10 protein-coding genes are annotated in these 16,466 nt (G+C 41.1%); 6 read left to right on the forward strand and 4 right to left on the reverse strand.

Annotation, left to right across the window (positions count from 1 at the left end; all coding sequences use genetic code 11):
- The first annotated feature begins 7 nt into the window (after positions 1-7).
- From AC1D0K_RS27870 to AC1D0K_RS27880, 3 genes are all read left to right on the forward strand, one after another.
- A complete protein-coding gene (locus AC1D0K_RS27870) occupies positions 8-1,195 on the forward strand; it encodes a glycoside hydrolase family 130 protein (RefSeq protein ID WP_477394298.1) in 1,188 nt (395 codons plus the stop codon).
- 148 nt (positions 1,196-1,343) lie between these two features.
- Positions 1,344-2,579: an AGE family epimerase/isomerase gene (locus AC1D0K_RS27875; protein ID WP_477394300.1), complete on the forward strand. Its 1,236-nt coding sequence runs from the start codon at positions 1,344-1,346 to the stop codon at positions 2,577-2,579.
- A gap of 357 nt (positions 2,580-2,936) precedes the next feature.
- Complete coding sequence (locus tag AC1D0K_RS27880) at positions 2,937-4,010, forward strand: glycoside hydrolase family 26 protein (RefSeq protein ID WP_477394302.1); 1,074 nt, start codon at positions 2,937-2,939, stop codon at positions 4,008-4,010.
- 506 nt (positions 4,011-4,516) lie between these two features.
- Here the strand turns inward: AC1D0K_RS27880 and nhaA are convergent.
- Together nhaA and AC1D0K_RS27890 are read right to left on the reverse strand one after the other, a co-directional pair.
- Positions 4,517-5,815, reverse strand: a complete 1,299-nt coding sequence (gene nhaA, locus AC1D0K_RS27885) for a Na+/H+ antiporter NhaA (RefSeq protein WP_477394304.1) — start codon at positions 5,813-5,815, stop codon at positions 4,517-4,519.
- A gap of 306 nt (positions 5,816-6,121) precedes the next feature.
- Positions 6,122-7,990 carry a M1 family metallopeptidase gene (locus AC1D0K_RS27890; RefSeq protein WP_477394306.1) on the reverse strand — a complete coding sequence of 623 codons (1,869 nt, stop codon included), beginning with the start codon at positions 7,988-7,990 and terminating at the stop codon, positions 6,122-6,124.
- A gap of 149 nt (positions 7,991-8,139) precedes the next feature.
- On the opposite strand from AC1D0K_RS27890, the gene AC1D0K_RS27895 reads away from it, so the two are divergent.
- The gene (locus AC1D0K_RS27895) at positions 8,140-8,376 is read left to right on the forward strand and encodes a hypothetical protein (RefSeq protein ID WP_295713288.1); all 237 of its coding nucleotides are present in this window, start codon (positions 8,140-8,142) and stop codon (positions 8,374-8,376) included.
- A 12-nt stretch (positions 8,377-8,388) separates the two neighbouring features.
- Here the strand turns inward: AC1D0K_RS27895 and AC1D0K_RS27900 are convergent, their stop codons facing one another.
- Together AC1D0K_RS27900 and AC1D0K_RS27905 are read right to left on the reverse strand one after the other, a co-directional pair.
- Positions 8,389-9,051, reverse strand: a complete 663-nt coding sequence (locus tag AC1D0K_RS27900) for a hypothetical protein (RefSeq protein ID WP_477463128.1) — start codon at positions 9,049-9,051, stop codon at positions 8,389-8,391.
- Between the two features lie 25 nt (positions 9,052-9,076).
- Complete coding sequence (locus AC1D0K_RS27905; protein WP_295713291.1) at positions 9,077-9,838, reverse strand: NUDIX hydrolase; 762 nt, start codon at positions 9,836-9,838, stop codon at positions 9,077-9,079.
- A gap of 198 nt (positions 9,839-10,036) precedes the next feature.
- Between AC1D0K_RS27905 and bglX the strand changes: the two genes are divergently transcribed.
- Together bglX and AC1D0K_RS27915 are read left to right on the forward strand one after the other, a co-directional pair.
- Positions 10,037-12,346: a beta-glucosidase BglX gene (bglX, locus tag AC1D0K_RS27910; RefSeq protein WP_477394311.1), complete on the forward strand. Its 2,310-nt coding sequence runs from the start codon at positions 10,037-10,039 to the stop codon at positions 12,344-12,346.
- Positions 12,347-13,277: 931 nt separating this feature from the next.
- The gene (locus AC1D0K_RS27915) at positions 13,278-16,445 is read left to right on the forward strand and encodes a SusC/RagA family TonB-linked outer membrane protein (RefSeq protein WP_477441633.1); all 3,168 of its coding nucleotides are present in this window, start codon (positions 13,278-13,280) and stop codon (positions 16,443-16,445) included.
- The last annotated feature ends 21 nt before the right edge of the window (positions 16,446-16,466 follow it).

Raw genomic sequence — 16,466 nt, forward strand, 5'->3', positions numbered from 1 at the left:
GACATATATGACCCCTGAATTTAAACAAAGATTAACCCTGTTGCAGCAGGAACAACATCACCTGATAACAAAGCCTAACCAAATATCAGGTACCGGCAACGGTGTTTTTGATCGTTATATAAACCCGGTGCTAACAGCTGCGCATACTCCAATTTACTGGCGGTATGATCTGGATGCGGCAACCAATCCATACCTCATGGAGCGCTTTGGCATTAACGCCGCCTTTAATGCCGGTGCTATAAAATTCAACGGCAGGTACATCATGGTGGTGCGCGTTGAGGGAGTGGATCGCAAGTCTTTTTTTGCCGTAGCCGAGAGTCCTGATGGAGTCAGCAATTTTACTTTTTGGGAATATCCTGTCAATCTGCCGCAAACAGATGAGCCTGATACCAATGTATATGATATGCGTTTAACACAGCATCAGGACGGGTGGATCTATGGCCTGTTCTGCACCGAAAGGCGCGACCCTGCCGCCCCTGCACATGATCAATCAATGGCTGTTGCGGCCTGTGGTATAGCGCGCACAAAAGACCTGGTGCAATGGGAACGTCTGCCCGATCTTAAAACCAATTCACCGCAACAACGCAACGTAGTATTGCACCCGGAGTTTGTAGATGGTAAATATGCCCTGTACACCCGCCCGCAGGATGGTTTTATTAGTGCCGGCACCGGCGGTGGCATTGGTTTCGGCCTGACCGATAATATGGAAAATGCAGTTATTGACCAGGAAACTATCATCGATAATAAAAATTACCATACCGTTTACGAAGCAAAAAACGGCCAGGGACCGACACCTATCAAAACCGATCAAGGCTGGTTGCACCTGGCTCATGGTGTACGCAATACAGCGGCCGGCTTGCGCTATGTACTGTACATGTTTATGACCGATTTAAACAACCTCACCCAGGTTACGCACAAACCCGGAGGCTATTTCTTAGCGCCTGAAGGGGAGGAGCGTGTGGGTGATGTATCTAACGTGGTATTCTGTAACGGATGGATAGCCGATGAGGACGGAACGGTTTATATCTATTATGCATCATCGGATACGCGTATGCATGTAGCCACCACTACGGTTGCTAAACTGGTAGATTATGTGATGAATACACCTGAGGATGGCTTTAAATCGTCAACTTCGGTGGATAAGGTTTACGGGATTGTTGATAAGAACAAAAATATAGCACAGGAAATATTGTAGGTTTCGTAAGTGTCTATTCTCCGTAGAGACGCCTATTTGCGTCTCCCGCGTGCAAATCGGAAATGCAATTCCGCTCGTCTGGTGGGAGACGCAAATATGCGTCTCTACAGAAAATTGCCTCATTAAAAATGTCATTTGATTTACAAGTATGACGGATAACACACCCCTGCCACTGCACAAATTATCGACTGCACAGCGAACATTATTAAAAAATTATAAAACTGAGCTCACCAGCGAGTTAAGCAACATCGTCGCCTATTGGCAAAAATATACTCCCGACGAAGTAAATGGTGGCTTTGCTGGTAAGATAGATAACGATAACTACGTAACGCCCGATGCACCTAAAGGCTCGGTTTTAAACGCCAGGATCTTGTGGAGTTTTTCGGCGGCTTGTAATTTGAAGCCCGATGAAGCCAGTTTGGAAATGGCTAACAGGGCTTATGCCTACATCAATGCTCATTTTATTGATGAGGAATTTGGCGGGGTGTATTGGTCTGTTGACGATAAGGGCAATATGCTGGATACTAAAAAGCAGGTTTATGCCAGCGCGTTTACGCTTTATGCCCTTAGCGAATACTATATGGCCTCTGGTTTAGCGGTAGTTAAAGATCAGGCTATTGCCCTGTATCATTTGTTGGTTGATAAAAGTTATGATCAGCATCAAACGGGGTACATGGAAGCCTTCGCCCGCGATTGGCAGCCAATAAACGACCTGCGTTTGAGTCCCAAAGATGCCAACGAAAAAAAGACCATGAACACTCATTTGCACGTACTGGAAGCTTATACCAACCTGTACCGCATTTGGCCTGATAGCGAACTTAAAAAGCAAATTGAAACGCTGATAAATAATTTTGGCGATCACTTTATTGATGCCGAAACTCATCACCTCGTATTATTTTTTGATGAGGATTGGAACCGTAAATCGGATACGGTTTCTTACGGACACGATATTGAAGCAACCTGGCTATTGCTGGAGGCTGCCGAAGTAATTGCGGACCAGGGCAAGGTGGAGCAGATCAAAAAGATCTGTTTGGCAATTGCTGATGCAACCGTAACAGGCTTGGATACCGATGGTGGTTTATGGTACGAGTATGAACCTGCGAATGATCATCTCATCAAAGAAAAACACTGGTGGGTACAGGCCGAGGCAATGGTTGGTTTTTATAATGCCTGGCAAATCAGCGGCGATCAAAAATACCTCGATCTATCCATCAATAACTGGACTTTTGTCAAGACTAAAATACTGGACAAGCAAAATGGAGAATGGTTCTGGGGGATTAAAGATGACGGCAGCATTATGCCCGGAGAGGATAAAGTTGGCCTTTGGAAATGCCCTTACCATAACAGCAGGGCTTGTATTGAAATTATAAAACGGATAAATTAGAAAATTAATGGCATAGTGAGTTGTAAAATCCGGTGGCCTCTAAAGGAGAGAATGACGTAACAAAAATGGCTGTCATCCTGAGCCTGTCGAAGGATAGCGGGCAAAAGCCTCTACGCGCGAGTCTTCGACAGGCTCAGACTGACAGACCCACACGCCTCAAAATCCAATACGTCATGGGTAGGAGGATATATAAAAAAGGCTTTGATAAGGGCATTTATTGCATATTTGTTTGCGAATTGCAAGCCGCAATCTGTTATTGTTTTGAGGCTTGTTAAGCCGTAAGTTTAAAATAAAAGCTGGCGTTTTATTATGAGGATTTTTTATAGCGTAATTTTAATATTGATAATTTGTAGCTCGATGGCAAATGCGCAACAAATGTATGCTCCTGCAGATAAGAAAGCCACCCTCGAAACCAGGGCACTTTTCTACAGCATGCAGCGCTTGCTGGGGGCAGGGGTGATGTTTGGCCATCACGATGATACCGCTTATGGAGTGGGATGGAGGTTTGAAGCTGATAGATCTGACGTGAAAAGTGTTACAGGATCATACCCCTCCCTTTACGGCTGGGACCTGGCCCGTATTGAGCACGATAGTATTCACGATATAAACGGCATAGCATTTAAATTGCAAAAGCAATTGGTTAAAGATGCTTATGAGCGCGGCGGTATCAATACCTTTTGCTGGCATATGGATAACCCTGCCAATGGCAAAACCGCATGGGATACTACGAGCAATACCATAAAAGATTTAATTTCCGGCGGTATTTACCATGAAACTTACGTTCAATACCTGGATAGGGCCGCAGAATACCTGAAGGAGTTGAAAGGAAAAAACGGCGAGGCTATTCCTTTACTTTTCAGGCCATTTCATGAGCTTACGGGTAGTTGGTTTTGGTGGGGGAAGAAGCAAAATACTCCCGAAGAATTTAAAGCTTTATGGCAGTTTACTATTGATTACCTGCGCAATAACAAAAAGCTTCATAATTTACTGATCGTTTATTCAGCCGCCGATTTTGATTCTGAAGCTGAGTTTTTGGAACGATACCCAGGCGATGATTATGCAGATTTTATTGGTTTTGATAATTACTGTACCAAAAGTGTAACTGGCTATCAAGCCAAATTGGATAAACGCCTTGGTATTTTAGATGTTATTGCTACAAGTCATCACAAGCTGGCCTGCCTGCCCGAAACGGGTTATGTACAGATTCCGCAAGTTGATTGGTGGACAAAGGTTTTATTGCCAACCATGCTTCAACATAAAATAACATACGTAATGGCCTGGCGAAATGGCAATGTTAATCATTACTACGTACCCTATCCCAGCCAGGTAAGCGCTGACGATTTCGTAAAGTTTTTCAATAGTCCTCAGACGATATTTCAGAACAGGTTAACACCGTTGAGTGTTTATGGGAAACCTAATTTGGGGAAGTAGGGAACAAAAGCCTTCTCTAAATCTCCCCTGGTATGGGAGACTTTTTGATCTTTCGTCCTCTCAGGGTCTCCTTGAAAAGGGACCCTGAGGCCGCTTGATTGGTATAAACGATGCGTTTTCGACTTGCATGGAACCTCAGGATCAGGCCCTGAGGGATTGTAAATCCCTCTTGCAAAACTTCACACTTTAGTTACATAATATCACTACGCCTTTAATTATCAAATAGTTATTTTGAAATTAGATTTGAATAATGAAATGGTTTTGGGGAGGTTGATTTCAGGCAACCTTTTCTTAGCCACCTGGGGAGGTTGCTTGAAAACAGCCTTCCCTTAATTATAGAATCTTGCCTGCCTGTTTCCTTTCTAAAAAGGATAGATGATCATATTGAACAAAACGCCACAACTTTACACGCCTGCAAATAACACCGCTGTTCGAAGTCGGAGACTTCTAACAGCGGGAGAAACTCGTCAACTTAATTGCATTGGAGAGACCAGAGGGGACGTAAATTACGATTTTTTCAACACAACAACCCCCAATACACCCGCCAATAATGAAGCCAACAAAATGCCATACTTGGCCTGGTCAACCATTTCCGGATGAGTAAAAGCAAGTCCCGAGATAAAAAGCGACATGGTGAAACCAACGCCTGCCAGTAGGGCAACGCCCGTAATTTGTTTCCAGTTGGCCTTTGCTGGGAGTTGGGCACCAAATTTAACCATCAGCCAGGTGGCCATTAAAACCCCTGCAAATTTACCCGCCAGCAAACCAATGGCAACGCCCATACTTACCGGGTTCCTTATGGATGTAAAAAAATCGGCACCAATAATAATCCCAGCGTTTGCTAACGCGAAAAGCGGCATGATCACAAAAGCCACCCAGGGATGCAGTAAATACTCTACTTTTTGAAGCGGGGTTTCGGCATCCATACTTAGTTCCTTTATTTTTTCGATGGTATGGTGCTGTTCGGCCGTGGTTAGGGTGCTGTTGTTAGGGATCTGTTTTTCAAAATCAAAAAGCAACTTCTTTAAGCTTTCTGCATAATTTTTTTCGTTGATCCTGGTGCGTGCGGGTATAGTAAAGGCTACCAATACCCCGGCGATAGTAGCATGAACTCCCGAAAGCAGGAATGCCACCCAAACAGCAAAGCCTATTACCAAATAAAACGCGATGCTGCGAATGCCCATTTTATTGCCAATGAGCAGTATTACCAATAACCAAATACCTATTGTTAAGGGAACAAGCGCTATATGCGTGCTATAAAATATGGCTATTACCAGTACAGCGCCAAGATCATCGGCCACGGCTAATGCTGACAAAAATACTTTTACAGAGGTTGGTATATGTTTACCTGCAAGAGAAAGCAGTGCAAGTGCGAAAGCAATATCAGTTGCCATCGGAATGCCCCAGCCATGTTCAGATTCGGTGCCTTTATTGATGAAAAAGTAAATGAGTGCGGGTACCAGCATCCCGCCCAAAGCGGCTACCATAGGCAATGATGCTTTTTTTATGGTAGATAGCTCACCTGCCATAAATTCGCGCTTTAACTCCAGGCCTATCACGAAGAAAAATAATGCCATCAGGCCGTCATTTATCCATAAATGCAGTGGATGATCGAGCATATAACTGCCAAAACCTAATGAAAATTTAATATCCCAAAGGTGATGATATGAATGCGCGAACGGCGAATTTACCCAGGCAATAGCTGCCAAAACGCTGATGAAAAGTACAATGCCACTGGTGTGCTCCTGGTGAATGAACTTATTTACCGGCTCGGTGAACTTATCAATTGGTAGCTTTTGCCTCATTATTTTAAAGTATCAATTAATTAGTATCACGGTTTAGTATTCAAACAGAAGGTTCGCGCTGCGTTATAGATAAGTTTTCAGAACCGTCCTTGCGGTTTTTAGAGCCGTGATTGCGAGGCACGAAGCAATCTCTACACAGGCAGGTCGACCTTATAGGGTCTCTCTGTAAAGCTTGGAGATTGCTTCGTGCCTCGCAATGACGATCAGAGAACGTTTTCAATCCGTAACCGGTTGCTTCGGGCTCGCTATTTTCCAATCCTTTATCCTTGTTCCAACAATCCTTACTCCAACAATCTTTGCTCTAACCTACAGTTTCCAAACGTTATTTCTGTTGTCCGAGTCGGCATCATAAGTAGTGCCCAATACTATTTGTTTTATTGGCCCTTTTGCAGTGAAACTTAGTGTGGTTATTTTGTTGCCCTTTGCCCAGCAGGCTATGCTTGTACCTACTGATTGTTTGCTGCCATCGGCGTAAAAAACAGTGAGGTGTACGGGTACCATTTTTGTGCCAATGCTGGTGATGGTAGCTTTGTATTTTGATGCCACATGGGTAACTTTAGTAATAGCCAGGTCTGGTATTCCATTATCGAAGAACCAGTTTTTCCAGAACCAGTTCATGTTGGTGCCTGCGCCGGCATTCATACAATTGAAAAAATCTAAGGGCATAGGGTGTTTACCATGCCAAAGGCTGATATAGTTATGCAGGGCTTTGGTAAACAATTGATCACCCAGCATTTCTTTTACATAGAGGTATCCCAGGCCGGGTTTAGGGTAATTATCGGTAAACCGGGCTATCCCCGTTAACGCGGGTGTAAGTGTCATGATAGGTGCGTCCTGCTCCGAGCCGGCAGAGGCATTTACCGCGCTCATGCCATAGGAGTCTACAATTTTAGGATCAATTTGCGGGCTGATGAGCCACTCGCCAATAGTTGCCCAGCCCTCGTCCATAAAGCCATACTTGGTTTCGTTGGTCCCCATATAAAACGGGAACATGGTGTGGAAAATCTCATGATCCGTCAGTTCTATCGCATCCTCAGTTTGCTCCAATGGGTTATCATTCACCATCATGGGGTATTCCATCTGGTCAAGGCCATCAAAAACGGTTTCATGCGGGTATGGATATGGCCATTTAGGGAATTTATAGCTCATAGTCTCCACCGTTTTGCGGGCATAATTCACTACCGCGAAGTAGTCTTTATGCGCCGGATTAAATACTGCATCGACACGGGTGCGCCTGCCGGTTTTAGGATCAACTACCAGGCTGCTTGCTTTCCATATATAATGGTTGCTGGTAGCAAAGGCCAGGTCGGTAACACTATCGGCCTCAAATTTCCAGGTATTAACAGGGTTCTTTTTAGTGATATCAGCAGCAGCTAAATCTGCCTCGGTAACAATATCAGTCACTTTATCATCAGTGCCGGCAGAAGTGATCAGTTTTACATATTTGGGGTTATAAACCTCATCAGCATTTTTAAGATTACCTGTTGCCCAAACCTGGTAATCTCCGGGAACGGTGATTTCGGCACTGAAATGACAAAAATCATTATAAAATTCTTGTGAACCCACATAAGGATATTCGTTCCATCCATCAATGTCATCATAAACAGCAATGCGGGGGAAAAAGTAAGCTATAAAGAAAGCACCGTCATCTACCTGCCCGGTACGTATATGCGATGTTTTGTTTAGTGTATAGGAGTAGGCAATATCCAAATGAACTTTTTGTTTAGAACTGATAGGCTGTATTTTTAATGACATATTAGTGCCCTTAATATGCAGTTTTGTGCTATCCAATAGCTGGTTATCCATACTTATGGATTTGATTTGTACTCCATCCGTCAGGTCGGTTGGTAATACCGCCATCTCTCTGATGCTGCCCTTTTGATAGATGTTTGGATAGAGCTTAAATTCAATCTTCTTAAGCGTATCAGGACTATTATTTACATAATCAATACCAACTGTGCCTATAAGCTGGCGGGTTTTAGGATCAAAATTTACTTTGATAGTATAGTTCGCCGTGTTTTGCCAGTAGCTTTTACCCGGTGTGCCGCTTTTGGTGCGGGTGCCGTTGGTATAAGTTTTTTGCAGGGTGGTAGTTATGGGTAAAGTTATTTGTGCCGATGCTATGGTAGTACCCGATAGTAAAACTATGGAGAGTAATTTTTTAAGGTTGATCATGAAGCCAGATTAATATCAGTTATATTTGAGGTAAATATAATAAAGAGAGAAATAATTCGGTTGAATTTAGCTTTTGATTGGCTATATATTATGCATAGCAGATCCATTATTCTCCTTTTTAAAGTACTACCAATTATAACAGAACTAAGATGACTGCAGAAAAAATGATCATTATTACAGGCAAGCAATACCTTGAACTTAAACAAAGTTTAGAAGGCGGCGAGGGGCTTACCTACAATATAGGCACCGAGAAACACCCCGAACTGGTTAAAATAACCAACATGTACATGGATACTGATGCCGATTTTACACGCAACTCAGGCCAGTTTGCCAAAATGAATGAAGGGCTTAATATTCAGGTGAAACTGGAGTATATTGTTGAATAAGATGTGCGCGAATTAATTGACAGAAGTAGAAACCTTTTTGTTTAAAGGTTTGCGATAAAAATTGACAATTGATGTATCATCATAATTGATTTCATTTTTTTCTACCCTGCTCTTGATATAACTAAACCTATCGTTATTAATTGAAAACAACGAACCAGATGCCCTTATAGTCGTTTTTTCATCAAAATAGATTTTATTCATTKTGAATATTTTGTTGCCGTTGATAATGAAAATTCCAAATCCAGATAAGTAATCTCTTTTAAATTCATTGTCTTTTACCAAAGTTTGGGTTTTGGTATCTATCACATATAAATCGGTGTATCCTCTACCGGTATCTTCATTAATTGCAATAAAAACAAGGTCTCCTAAAAACAACCAGCTACTTTTTTTGATCGAGTCGTTTTTAATTTKGCATATTCCCGGGAAGGTTTTTGCTAAATCAATGTGGTAGTCTTTGGGTATGCAAAGAGTTTTGTTATGTACAATAACGCAAGCACTGTCATTTTTTGAATATATATGAGCATCAGTGGAAAGCGAGTCTATGAAACTACGATTTGTAGGTTTAGATATAGTAACTGTATCTTTTGTATTTGGGGAATGGTTATAATTTGAACAAGATATCAGGCTTAAAACGAAGCCTATAATACATGCACTAAAACTTTGCTCTGGTTTCATTTCGGTCACTTACAGAAACATCAATTCACCACCCCCCTTTAAAGCCCATAGTTAGCGCATGGCGATAATTCTCCAGATCGAAAGAGTATAAATATGGAGCCTTATGTGCACCGCCTTTGCGGGGTTCTTCGGCGCGGTTCAGGATGCCAAAAGCCAGTATGCGGCGCTGAAAGTTGCGGCGGTCGAGTTTTTTATCCAGTATGGTTTCGTATAATTTCTGCAGTTCGGGCATCGTAAATTCCTTCGGCATCAGGTTATAGCCAATAGGTTGATAATTTAATTGCAGGCGCAGCGTATCTAATGCTGTTTTAAATATCAGTGAATGATCCAGTTGCAACTCGGGCACCTCACCCAGATCGCGCCATTCGCATATTTCAGAAAAACGATCAGGTGTTGGTGTTACTTCAAAAAAATCGACCAACGCATAATAACCTATTGATAAGAATCGGCTGGAGAACCAGTTTCGTTCAGGGGGAAGCATATCTGCATACATATCATTATGCACTTTTGATCTGTCCGGATCACCAAATACATGGAACTGCTCTAAAAATATTTCGGCAAGACCAGTCCGTTCCTTTAAAATACGGTTGGCCGCCATTTCAATAGGTTCACGTTTAAGCACAAAGCCACCGGGCAGGTACCATTTTTCTTCGTTATGGGTTTTTAGCAGCAATACCTTCATTTGCCCTTCGTGAAAGCCAAAAACTACACAATCAATAGAAATATGATCGAGATAGGTTTCACGGGCGTCGTCGCAATACTCAATAAGTTCTTGTTTGGTTAACATTTGTGCTATTCTACAAAAATACTTTGATTATTTAATTATAATAATTACAATTGTGTACTTTATACACAATTGTAATGTTGTTGTATTATAGCCAATTATAAACGGTAATTTTAAATTAAATAGTTATAGAGTGAATAATGGCGCTCTTACCTGCCCAATATTTTGTAAATCTATATCCCTACAACGTAAATTTAAATAATGGAAAAGTATTTTTCAACTCAGCTTATAACCCGGGTTATTCCGCTTTGTATAGCGTTGCTGCCTTTAAATAAGGTAATGGCCCAAACCCAAACCGAGAATACAAAAATGAATGTTTTTGTAAGCGGTTTGATGAAGAAAATGACACTCGACGAAAAAATTGGTCAGCTTAACCTGGTTACCAGTGGCGCGGCCACAACCGGAACGGTAGTAAATAAAGGAGTTGAAGAGAAAATAAAGAAAGGTGACATCGGCGGCGTATTTGGTGTTTGGGGAGCCGATAAGGTAAGAGCAGTACAGGACGTTGCCACCAAAAACTCCAGGTTACATATCCCGCTTATATTTGGTTTGGATGTTATACACGGGCATCGTACCATTTTTCCTATCCCGTTAGGAATGTCGGCCACCTGGGATATGGGTTTGATCAAACAATCAGCCCAGATAGCTGCGAAGGAAGCTACCGCCGAAGGACTTAACTGGGTGTTTTCGCCAATGGTGGATATAGCAAGAGATGCCCGCTGGGGCCGTATCTCTGAAGGATCTGGCGAGGATCCATGGTATGGCGGGCAGGTTGCCAAAGCTATGGTACAAGGTTACCAGGGCAGCAGCATGAAAAATAGCGATGCGGTAATGGCTTGCGTAAAGCACTTTGCATTATACGGCGGTGCCGAAGCGGGGCGCGAGTACAATACAGTAGATATGAGCCGCATTAAAATGTACCAGGATTACCTGCCACCTTACAAAGCGGCACTTGATGCAGGAGCCGGGAGTTTCATGAGCTCATTTAACACTATTGATGGTGTGCCTGCAACCGGTAACCAATGGTTATTAACCGATCTGTTGCGTAAACAATGGGGATTTAAAGGTTTTGTAGTATCTGATTATACTGCAGTTAACGAAATGGAGGCCCACGGCCTTGGCGATTTGCAAACTATATCGGCCCTGGCATTAAAAGCCGGTTTGGATATGGATATGGTAGGAGAGGGTTTTTTAACCACGCTTAAAAAATCATTAAAAGAAGGTAAAATAACCCAGTTTTATATTGACCAGGCTTGTCGCCGGGTGTTGGAGGCAAAATATAAATTAGGTTTGTTTGATAATCCTTACAAATCGATTGATGAGGCCCGGGAGGCAACGGATGTATTATCGCCGGCCAACCGCAGTGCCGCGAGAGAAATTACAAAACACTCTTTTGTATTGCTAAAAAATGATGCGCAAACATTGCCGCTTAAAAAAACAGGCAGCATTGCTTTGGTAGGCCCGCTTGCCAATAATCAGCGCGATATGCTGGGTACCTGGGTTGTTGCTGGTGATTGGGAAAAATCAATTAGTGTAATGCAGGGTATCAAAAACGTTGTGGGTAACGGCGTTACAATTAATTATGCTAAAGGATCCAATATTACAGAGGATACCACTTTTATAAAACGGTTAAACTTTGGCCCGGGAATGGTTTCTGTAGATAAAAAACCTGCCGACGAACTGCTGAAGGAAGCTATTGACGCGGCAAATAAATCAGACATTATTGTTGCAGTGGTAGGGGAGTCGCAAAGCATGTCGGGCGAGTCATCAAGCCGCTCGGATATCGATATTCCGGAGCCGCAGAAAAACATGTTAAAGGCATTATCAAAATTAGGTAAGCCAATGGTTATTGTACTTTTCAATGGCCGACCGCTTACTTTAACCTGGGAGGATGAACACGCCAGCGCTATACTTGATGTATGGGCACCCGGTACCGAAGCAGGTAACGCCATTGCTGATGTTTTATTTGGCGATTATAACCCGGCAGGTAAAATCACCGCTACTTTTCCGCGTAGTGTAGGGCAGATACCTATTTATTATAACCACAAAAATACCGGCCGGCCTTACGATGGCAAGGGGCCATCAAAATTCAAATCAAATTATTTGGATATCTCTAATGATCCGCTTTATCCATTTGGATATGGCCTGAGTTATACCACATTTGGTTACAGCGATGTTAAGCTTAGCAAAACAAAATTGAAAGGGAATGAAACATTAACGGCTACTGTAACGGTTACCAACACTGGTAAATATGCAGGCGAGGAAGTAGTGCAGTTATACATCAGTGATCCCGAAGCCTCGGTTAGTCGTTCGGTAAAGGAATTGAAGAATTTCAGGAAGATAAGTCTTAAGCCGGGTGAGGCTAAGGAGGTATCATTTACCATTACTCCGGAGCAACTGAAGTTTTACAACAGCCAGCTTAAATATGATTGGGAACCGGGCAAATTTGTTGTGCAAATAGGTACAAATTCAAATGATACTCATTTGGCATCATTTTGGTGGAATAAGTAAGCTTACAACCATTATGTGATAAGTTATTTTTTTTAATAATATATAATGCCTTATATGGTCTTTTAGTTTTTAAGGTTTAATGCCTCCAATAAAAAACGTCACACATCTTAAATGTGTGGCGTTTTTTACTTAATAAAGCTTTTTTTGCGGATGTATATGGTTCTCTTAAAACTCTATAAATGTAATATTAACATTTATTATTTTATTTATAAATGTAATATTAACATTTATAACGCCGGGAAAATAATAAATGTGGCAATGACATTACTACTAAAACATGATGATATTTTAACATGTAAGTGCGATAAACTGTGTAACATTGTTATAGCATAAACCTCAGCAAAAATCAAAAGGTTAAAACCATTTTGCATTAATATAAATGTCAAAACTTTGTTTTTGACGATACATTATCCGTAACGGCAGTATTTTTACTTTGCAAAAATTTTAAGTAAGTGGCGTTTTTGTTAATGATTTATTAATAAAATATTCACAATTTGTAATTTTCACGCTTTAAAGGTTTTATAAATAATTAATTTGCAAATCTGCATTTTTCACTTGTGTAAACAATACACTCTCTTTACATTAGATGCATAGCCAATATAAATTTCTGGAATACCAGGAACAACACAAATTCTGATATTATTATAACATTTAGTCGTGTAAACCTTAATATTTAAGGAACATGAAAAGAGGGTAACGGCGTAAGTTAAATTTGTTACAGGAAGTTAGTATATGATAAGACTTTTACATTCCAACATTTTCAAATCTTCATTTAGTGCCCGGCAGCTTTTTGCGCGCCAACCTCACGCTTTTTTTGTTCTCGCCAAAAAAATCGTTATGAGGCATGTTATAACCCAATTGCAAACTTAAAAAACACCAAATAGGCACAAGATCTTAAATCAAATATATTAATCAACTAAATCTCAATCTCATGTTTAAAAGTTTACTCCTAAAGGGAAGATTCCTTGGCGTGCTACTATGCTGCTTAGTTTCTTCATTGGTAGTTACAGCCCAAACAAAGTACAAGGGTAAAGTTATCGGCAGCGATGACAAATTGCCTATCATTGGAGCGTCTATACGTATCCAGGGATCTACTACGGGCGCTGTAACAGATGTTAACGGTGAATTCACCCTTACATTAACTGCCGGCCAAACACTGGTGGTTTCTTACATTGGTTATCAAACCAGCGAAGTTAAAGTTGGAACCAGTACTTCTTTATCAATTACCTTAGTTGCGGGTAGCAATGCCCTGAATGAGGTAGTAGTAACAGGTTACGGTTCACAACGTAAAAAAGACATCACCGGTTCGGTTGCTGTTGTTAACGTTGCCAACTTAAAAACTGTACCAGGTGGCCAGGCAGCTGCGTTATTGCAAGGCCAGGCTGCGGGTGTTACCGTTATTAACAGCGGTGCTCCAGGCGGTCAAAGTGCTGTACGTGTGCGTGGTATTACCTCAACCGGTAACTCAAGCCCGCTTTATGTAATTGATGGTGTTCAGGGAAAATTTGAAGACATCAACGCAAACGACATCGAATCTATCCAGGTACTGAAAGATGCTGGTTCTGCAGCTATCTATGGTGTACAGGGTTCAAACGGTGTAGTTGTTATTACCACTAAAAAAGGTAAAGCAGGTAAAGCAACAATTACTTACGATGCTTATTATGGCAGCCAAAAACCATTAAGTGATGGTTTCCACATGGCAGGCAGCCAGGAATATGCTGATGCACTCCAAAGATCAGTAGGTAGCGTACAGTACCCGGGTACTGGCGGTGCTATATTGAAAGATTATATTACTCCAACTGCATCAAACACTGGCGATCCTAAAACAGATCCGTCTACCTATAACATCAACAGTAACCAGATCACCAAAACCAATAAAGTTGGTACTGATTGGTTCCACGAAGTGTTTAAATCTGCACCAAGAACATTCCACAACATTACTGCGAGTGGTGGTGGCGAAAAATCAAGCTATTTGATGTCGGTAAATTACCTTAACGAGCACGGTACATTGCTTAACACGTATTTAAAACGTTATGCAATGCGTGTTAATACAAATTTTGCAGTTGGTGATCATATCCGTGTTGGTGAAAATGCTTATTTATTCAATAAGGATAACCCAACCATTGGTAACCAAAACGAAGGTAACGCTATTTCATATACTTATCGTCAGCCTCCTGTTATTCCGGTATATGATATCATGGGTAACTTTGCAGGTACAAAATCTGCTGGCTTAAGTAACTCATCAAACCCTGTTGCAATACAAACACGTGCAAAAAACAATAAAGGTTATAACTGGACAATGCAGGGAAATATCTTTGCAGAAGTTGATTTCCTGAAACATTTTACTGCCCGTACAAGCATAGGTGGTACTTTTGAAAACTATTACTATTGGAGCTTTAACCCAACTTCTGTTGAAAACGCCGAAGGTAATACTAACCCAAATACTTTCCAGGAAAGCGCTGGTTACCACAGCAAATGGATCTGGACCAACACGGTTACTTACAACCAAAAATTTGGTAAACACGATGTTAAATTGTTATTGGGTGAAGAAGCACTTAACGATAATCAAAGAGGTTTACGTGCAGGCAGATCTAACTACAGTGTATCAACCACACCTGTATATGTAGATTTGGATACAGGTTCGCCACAAGGTCAAAGTAACCAGAACATCGATATTAATTACTTAAGACTTTACTCATACTTTGGTAAGGTAGATTATGCCTACAGTGATAAATACCTGTTAAGTGGTACTTTGCGTCGTGATGGTGCATCAGTGTTTTCTCCGGCACACCGTTATGGTACATTTTACTCAATAACTGCAGGTTGGAGGATCTCACAAGAATCATTCCTGAAAGATGTTAGCTGGTTAAATGACTTAAAATTACGTGGTGGTTATGGTGAATTAGGTTCTATCAGTAATATTGATAAATTTAATGCAACAAACTTATACGCGGCAAATCCACAAAACTCATATTATGATATTGGCGGAACAGGTAACAGCGCTGTTTTAGGTATTTATCGTTCACAAATAGGAAACGCGTTAACCAGCTGGGAAACAGATAAAGTTACCAACGTAGGTTTTGATGCAACAATCCTGAACAATAAACTGGAAATTGGTTTTGAACTTTACAAGAAAGACATCTCTGGTTTGCTTTTCCGTCCAGAACCTCCAAATGCACAAGGTGGTGCAACTAATGCATTTGTTAATGCAGGTAACATCAGCAATAAGGGTCTTGATCTTAGTGTAACCTATCATGGTAATGTTGGTAGTGATTTTAAATTCGATATCACCGGTAATATAACCAGCTACAAAAGTCGTGTTATTAGTTTGCCAGAGGGTAAAAAATATTATGATCGCCCCAGCAGTGGTTCAACACGTATTGGTTCATTTACCAGGTTCCAGCCAGGTCAACCAATGGGTGAGTTCTTTGGTTATGTAGTTCAGGGCTTATTCAGAGATGCGGCCGATGTAAGCAGTTCTCCTACCCAGGAAAGTGCTGCGCCAGGTTTCTTTAAATATAAAGATGTTAATGGCGATGGTAAGATCACAGATGCCGACAGAACTTTCTTCGGTAACCCTAACCCTGATTTCACTTATGGCTTTACATTGAATGCTAACTATAAGAACTTTGATTTTAATGCATTCTTCTACGGTTCAAAAGGTAACCAGAATATTAACTATGTAAAATACTGGACAGATTTTCCACAAGTATTTAAAGGTGGCGTTGCAAAAGGAATCATAGCTAATTCATGGACTCCTACAAATCAAAATGCTACAATACCGGTGTTAACTGCTGCTGCAAACTTTAGTAACACAGCTGTATTTAATTCATATTACATGGAAAGCGGTTCATATTTAAGGTTGAAAACGTTAACTTTAGGTTATAGCATTCCAAATTCACAGGTTAAACAATTAGGTATATCAAGATTGAGAATCTATTTGCAAGGTGCTAACTTGTTCACAATAACAAAATACAAAGGTTTAGATCCTGAAATTCAACCATCTGACCTGAACAATAACACCAACTTCGGTATTGATTTTGGTAACTATCCAGCCAATCAGAAAACTTATTTAATAGGTGTACAGGCTACGTTTTAACAACTATTTTAATAGATACAA

This window comes from Mucilaginibacter sp. P1_A3 (assembly GCF_056406855.1).

Coding starts and splice junctions, on each gene's coding strand:
- AC1D0K_RS27905 (WP_295713291.1), bottom strand. CDS start 9,838: ATGTTAACCAAACAAGAACTTATTGAGTATTGCGACGACGCCCGTGAA.
- AC1D0K_RS27870 (WP_477394298.1), top strand. CDS start 8: ATGACCCCTGAATTTAAACAAAGATTAACCCTGTTGCAGCAGGAACAA.
- AC1D0K_RS27875 (WP_477394300.1), top strand. CDS start 1,344: ATGACGGATAACACACCCCTGCCACTGCACAAATTATCGACTGCACAG.
- nhaA (WP_477394304.1), bottom strand. CDS start 5,815: ATGAGGCAAAAGCTACCAATTGATAAGTTCACCGAGCCGGTAAATAAG.
- AC1D0K_RS27890 (WP_477394306.1), bottom strand. CDS start 7,990: ATGATCAACCTTAAAAAATTACTCTCCATAGTTTTACTATCGGGTACT.
- bglX (WP_477394311.1), top strand. CDS start 10,037: ATGGAAAAGTATTTTTCAACTCAGCTTATAACCCGGGTTATTCCGCTT.
- AC1D0K_RS27915 (WP_477441633.1), top strand. CDS start 13,278: ATGTTTAAAAGTTTACTCCTAAAGGGAAGATTCCTTGGCGTGCTACTA.
- AC1D0K_RS27895 (WP_295713288.1), top strand. CDS start 8,140: ATGACTGCAGAAAAAATGATCATTATTACAGGCAAGCAATACCTTGAA.
- AC1D0K_RS27880 (WP_477394302.1), top strand. CDS start 2,937: ATGGCAAATGCGCAACAAATGTATGCTCCTGCAGATAAGAAAGCCACC.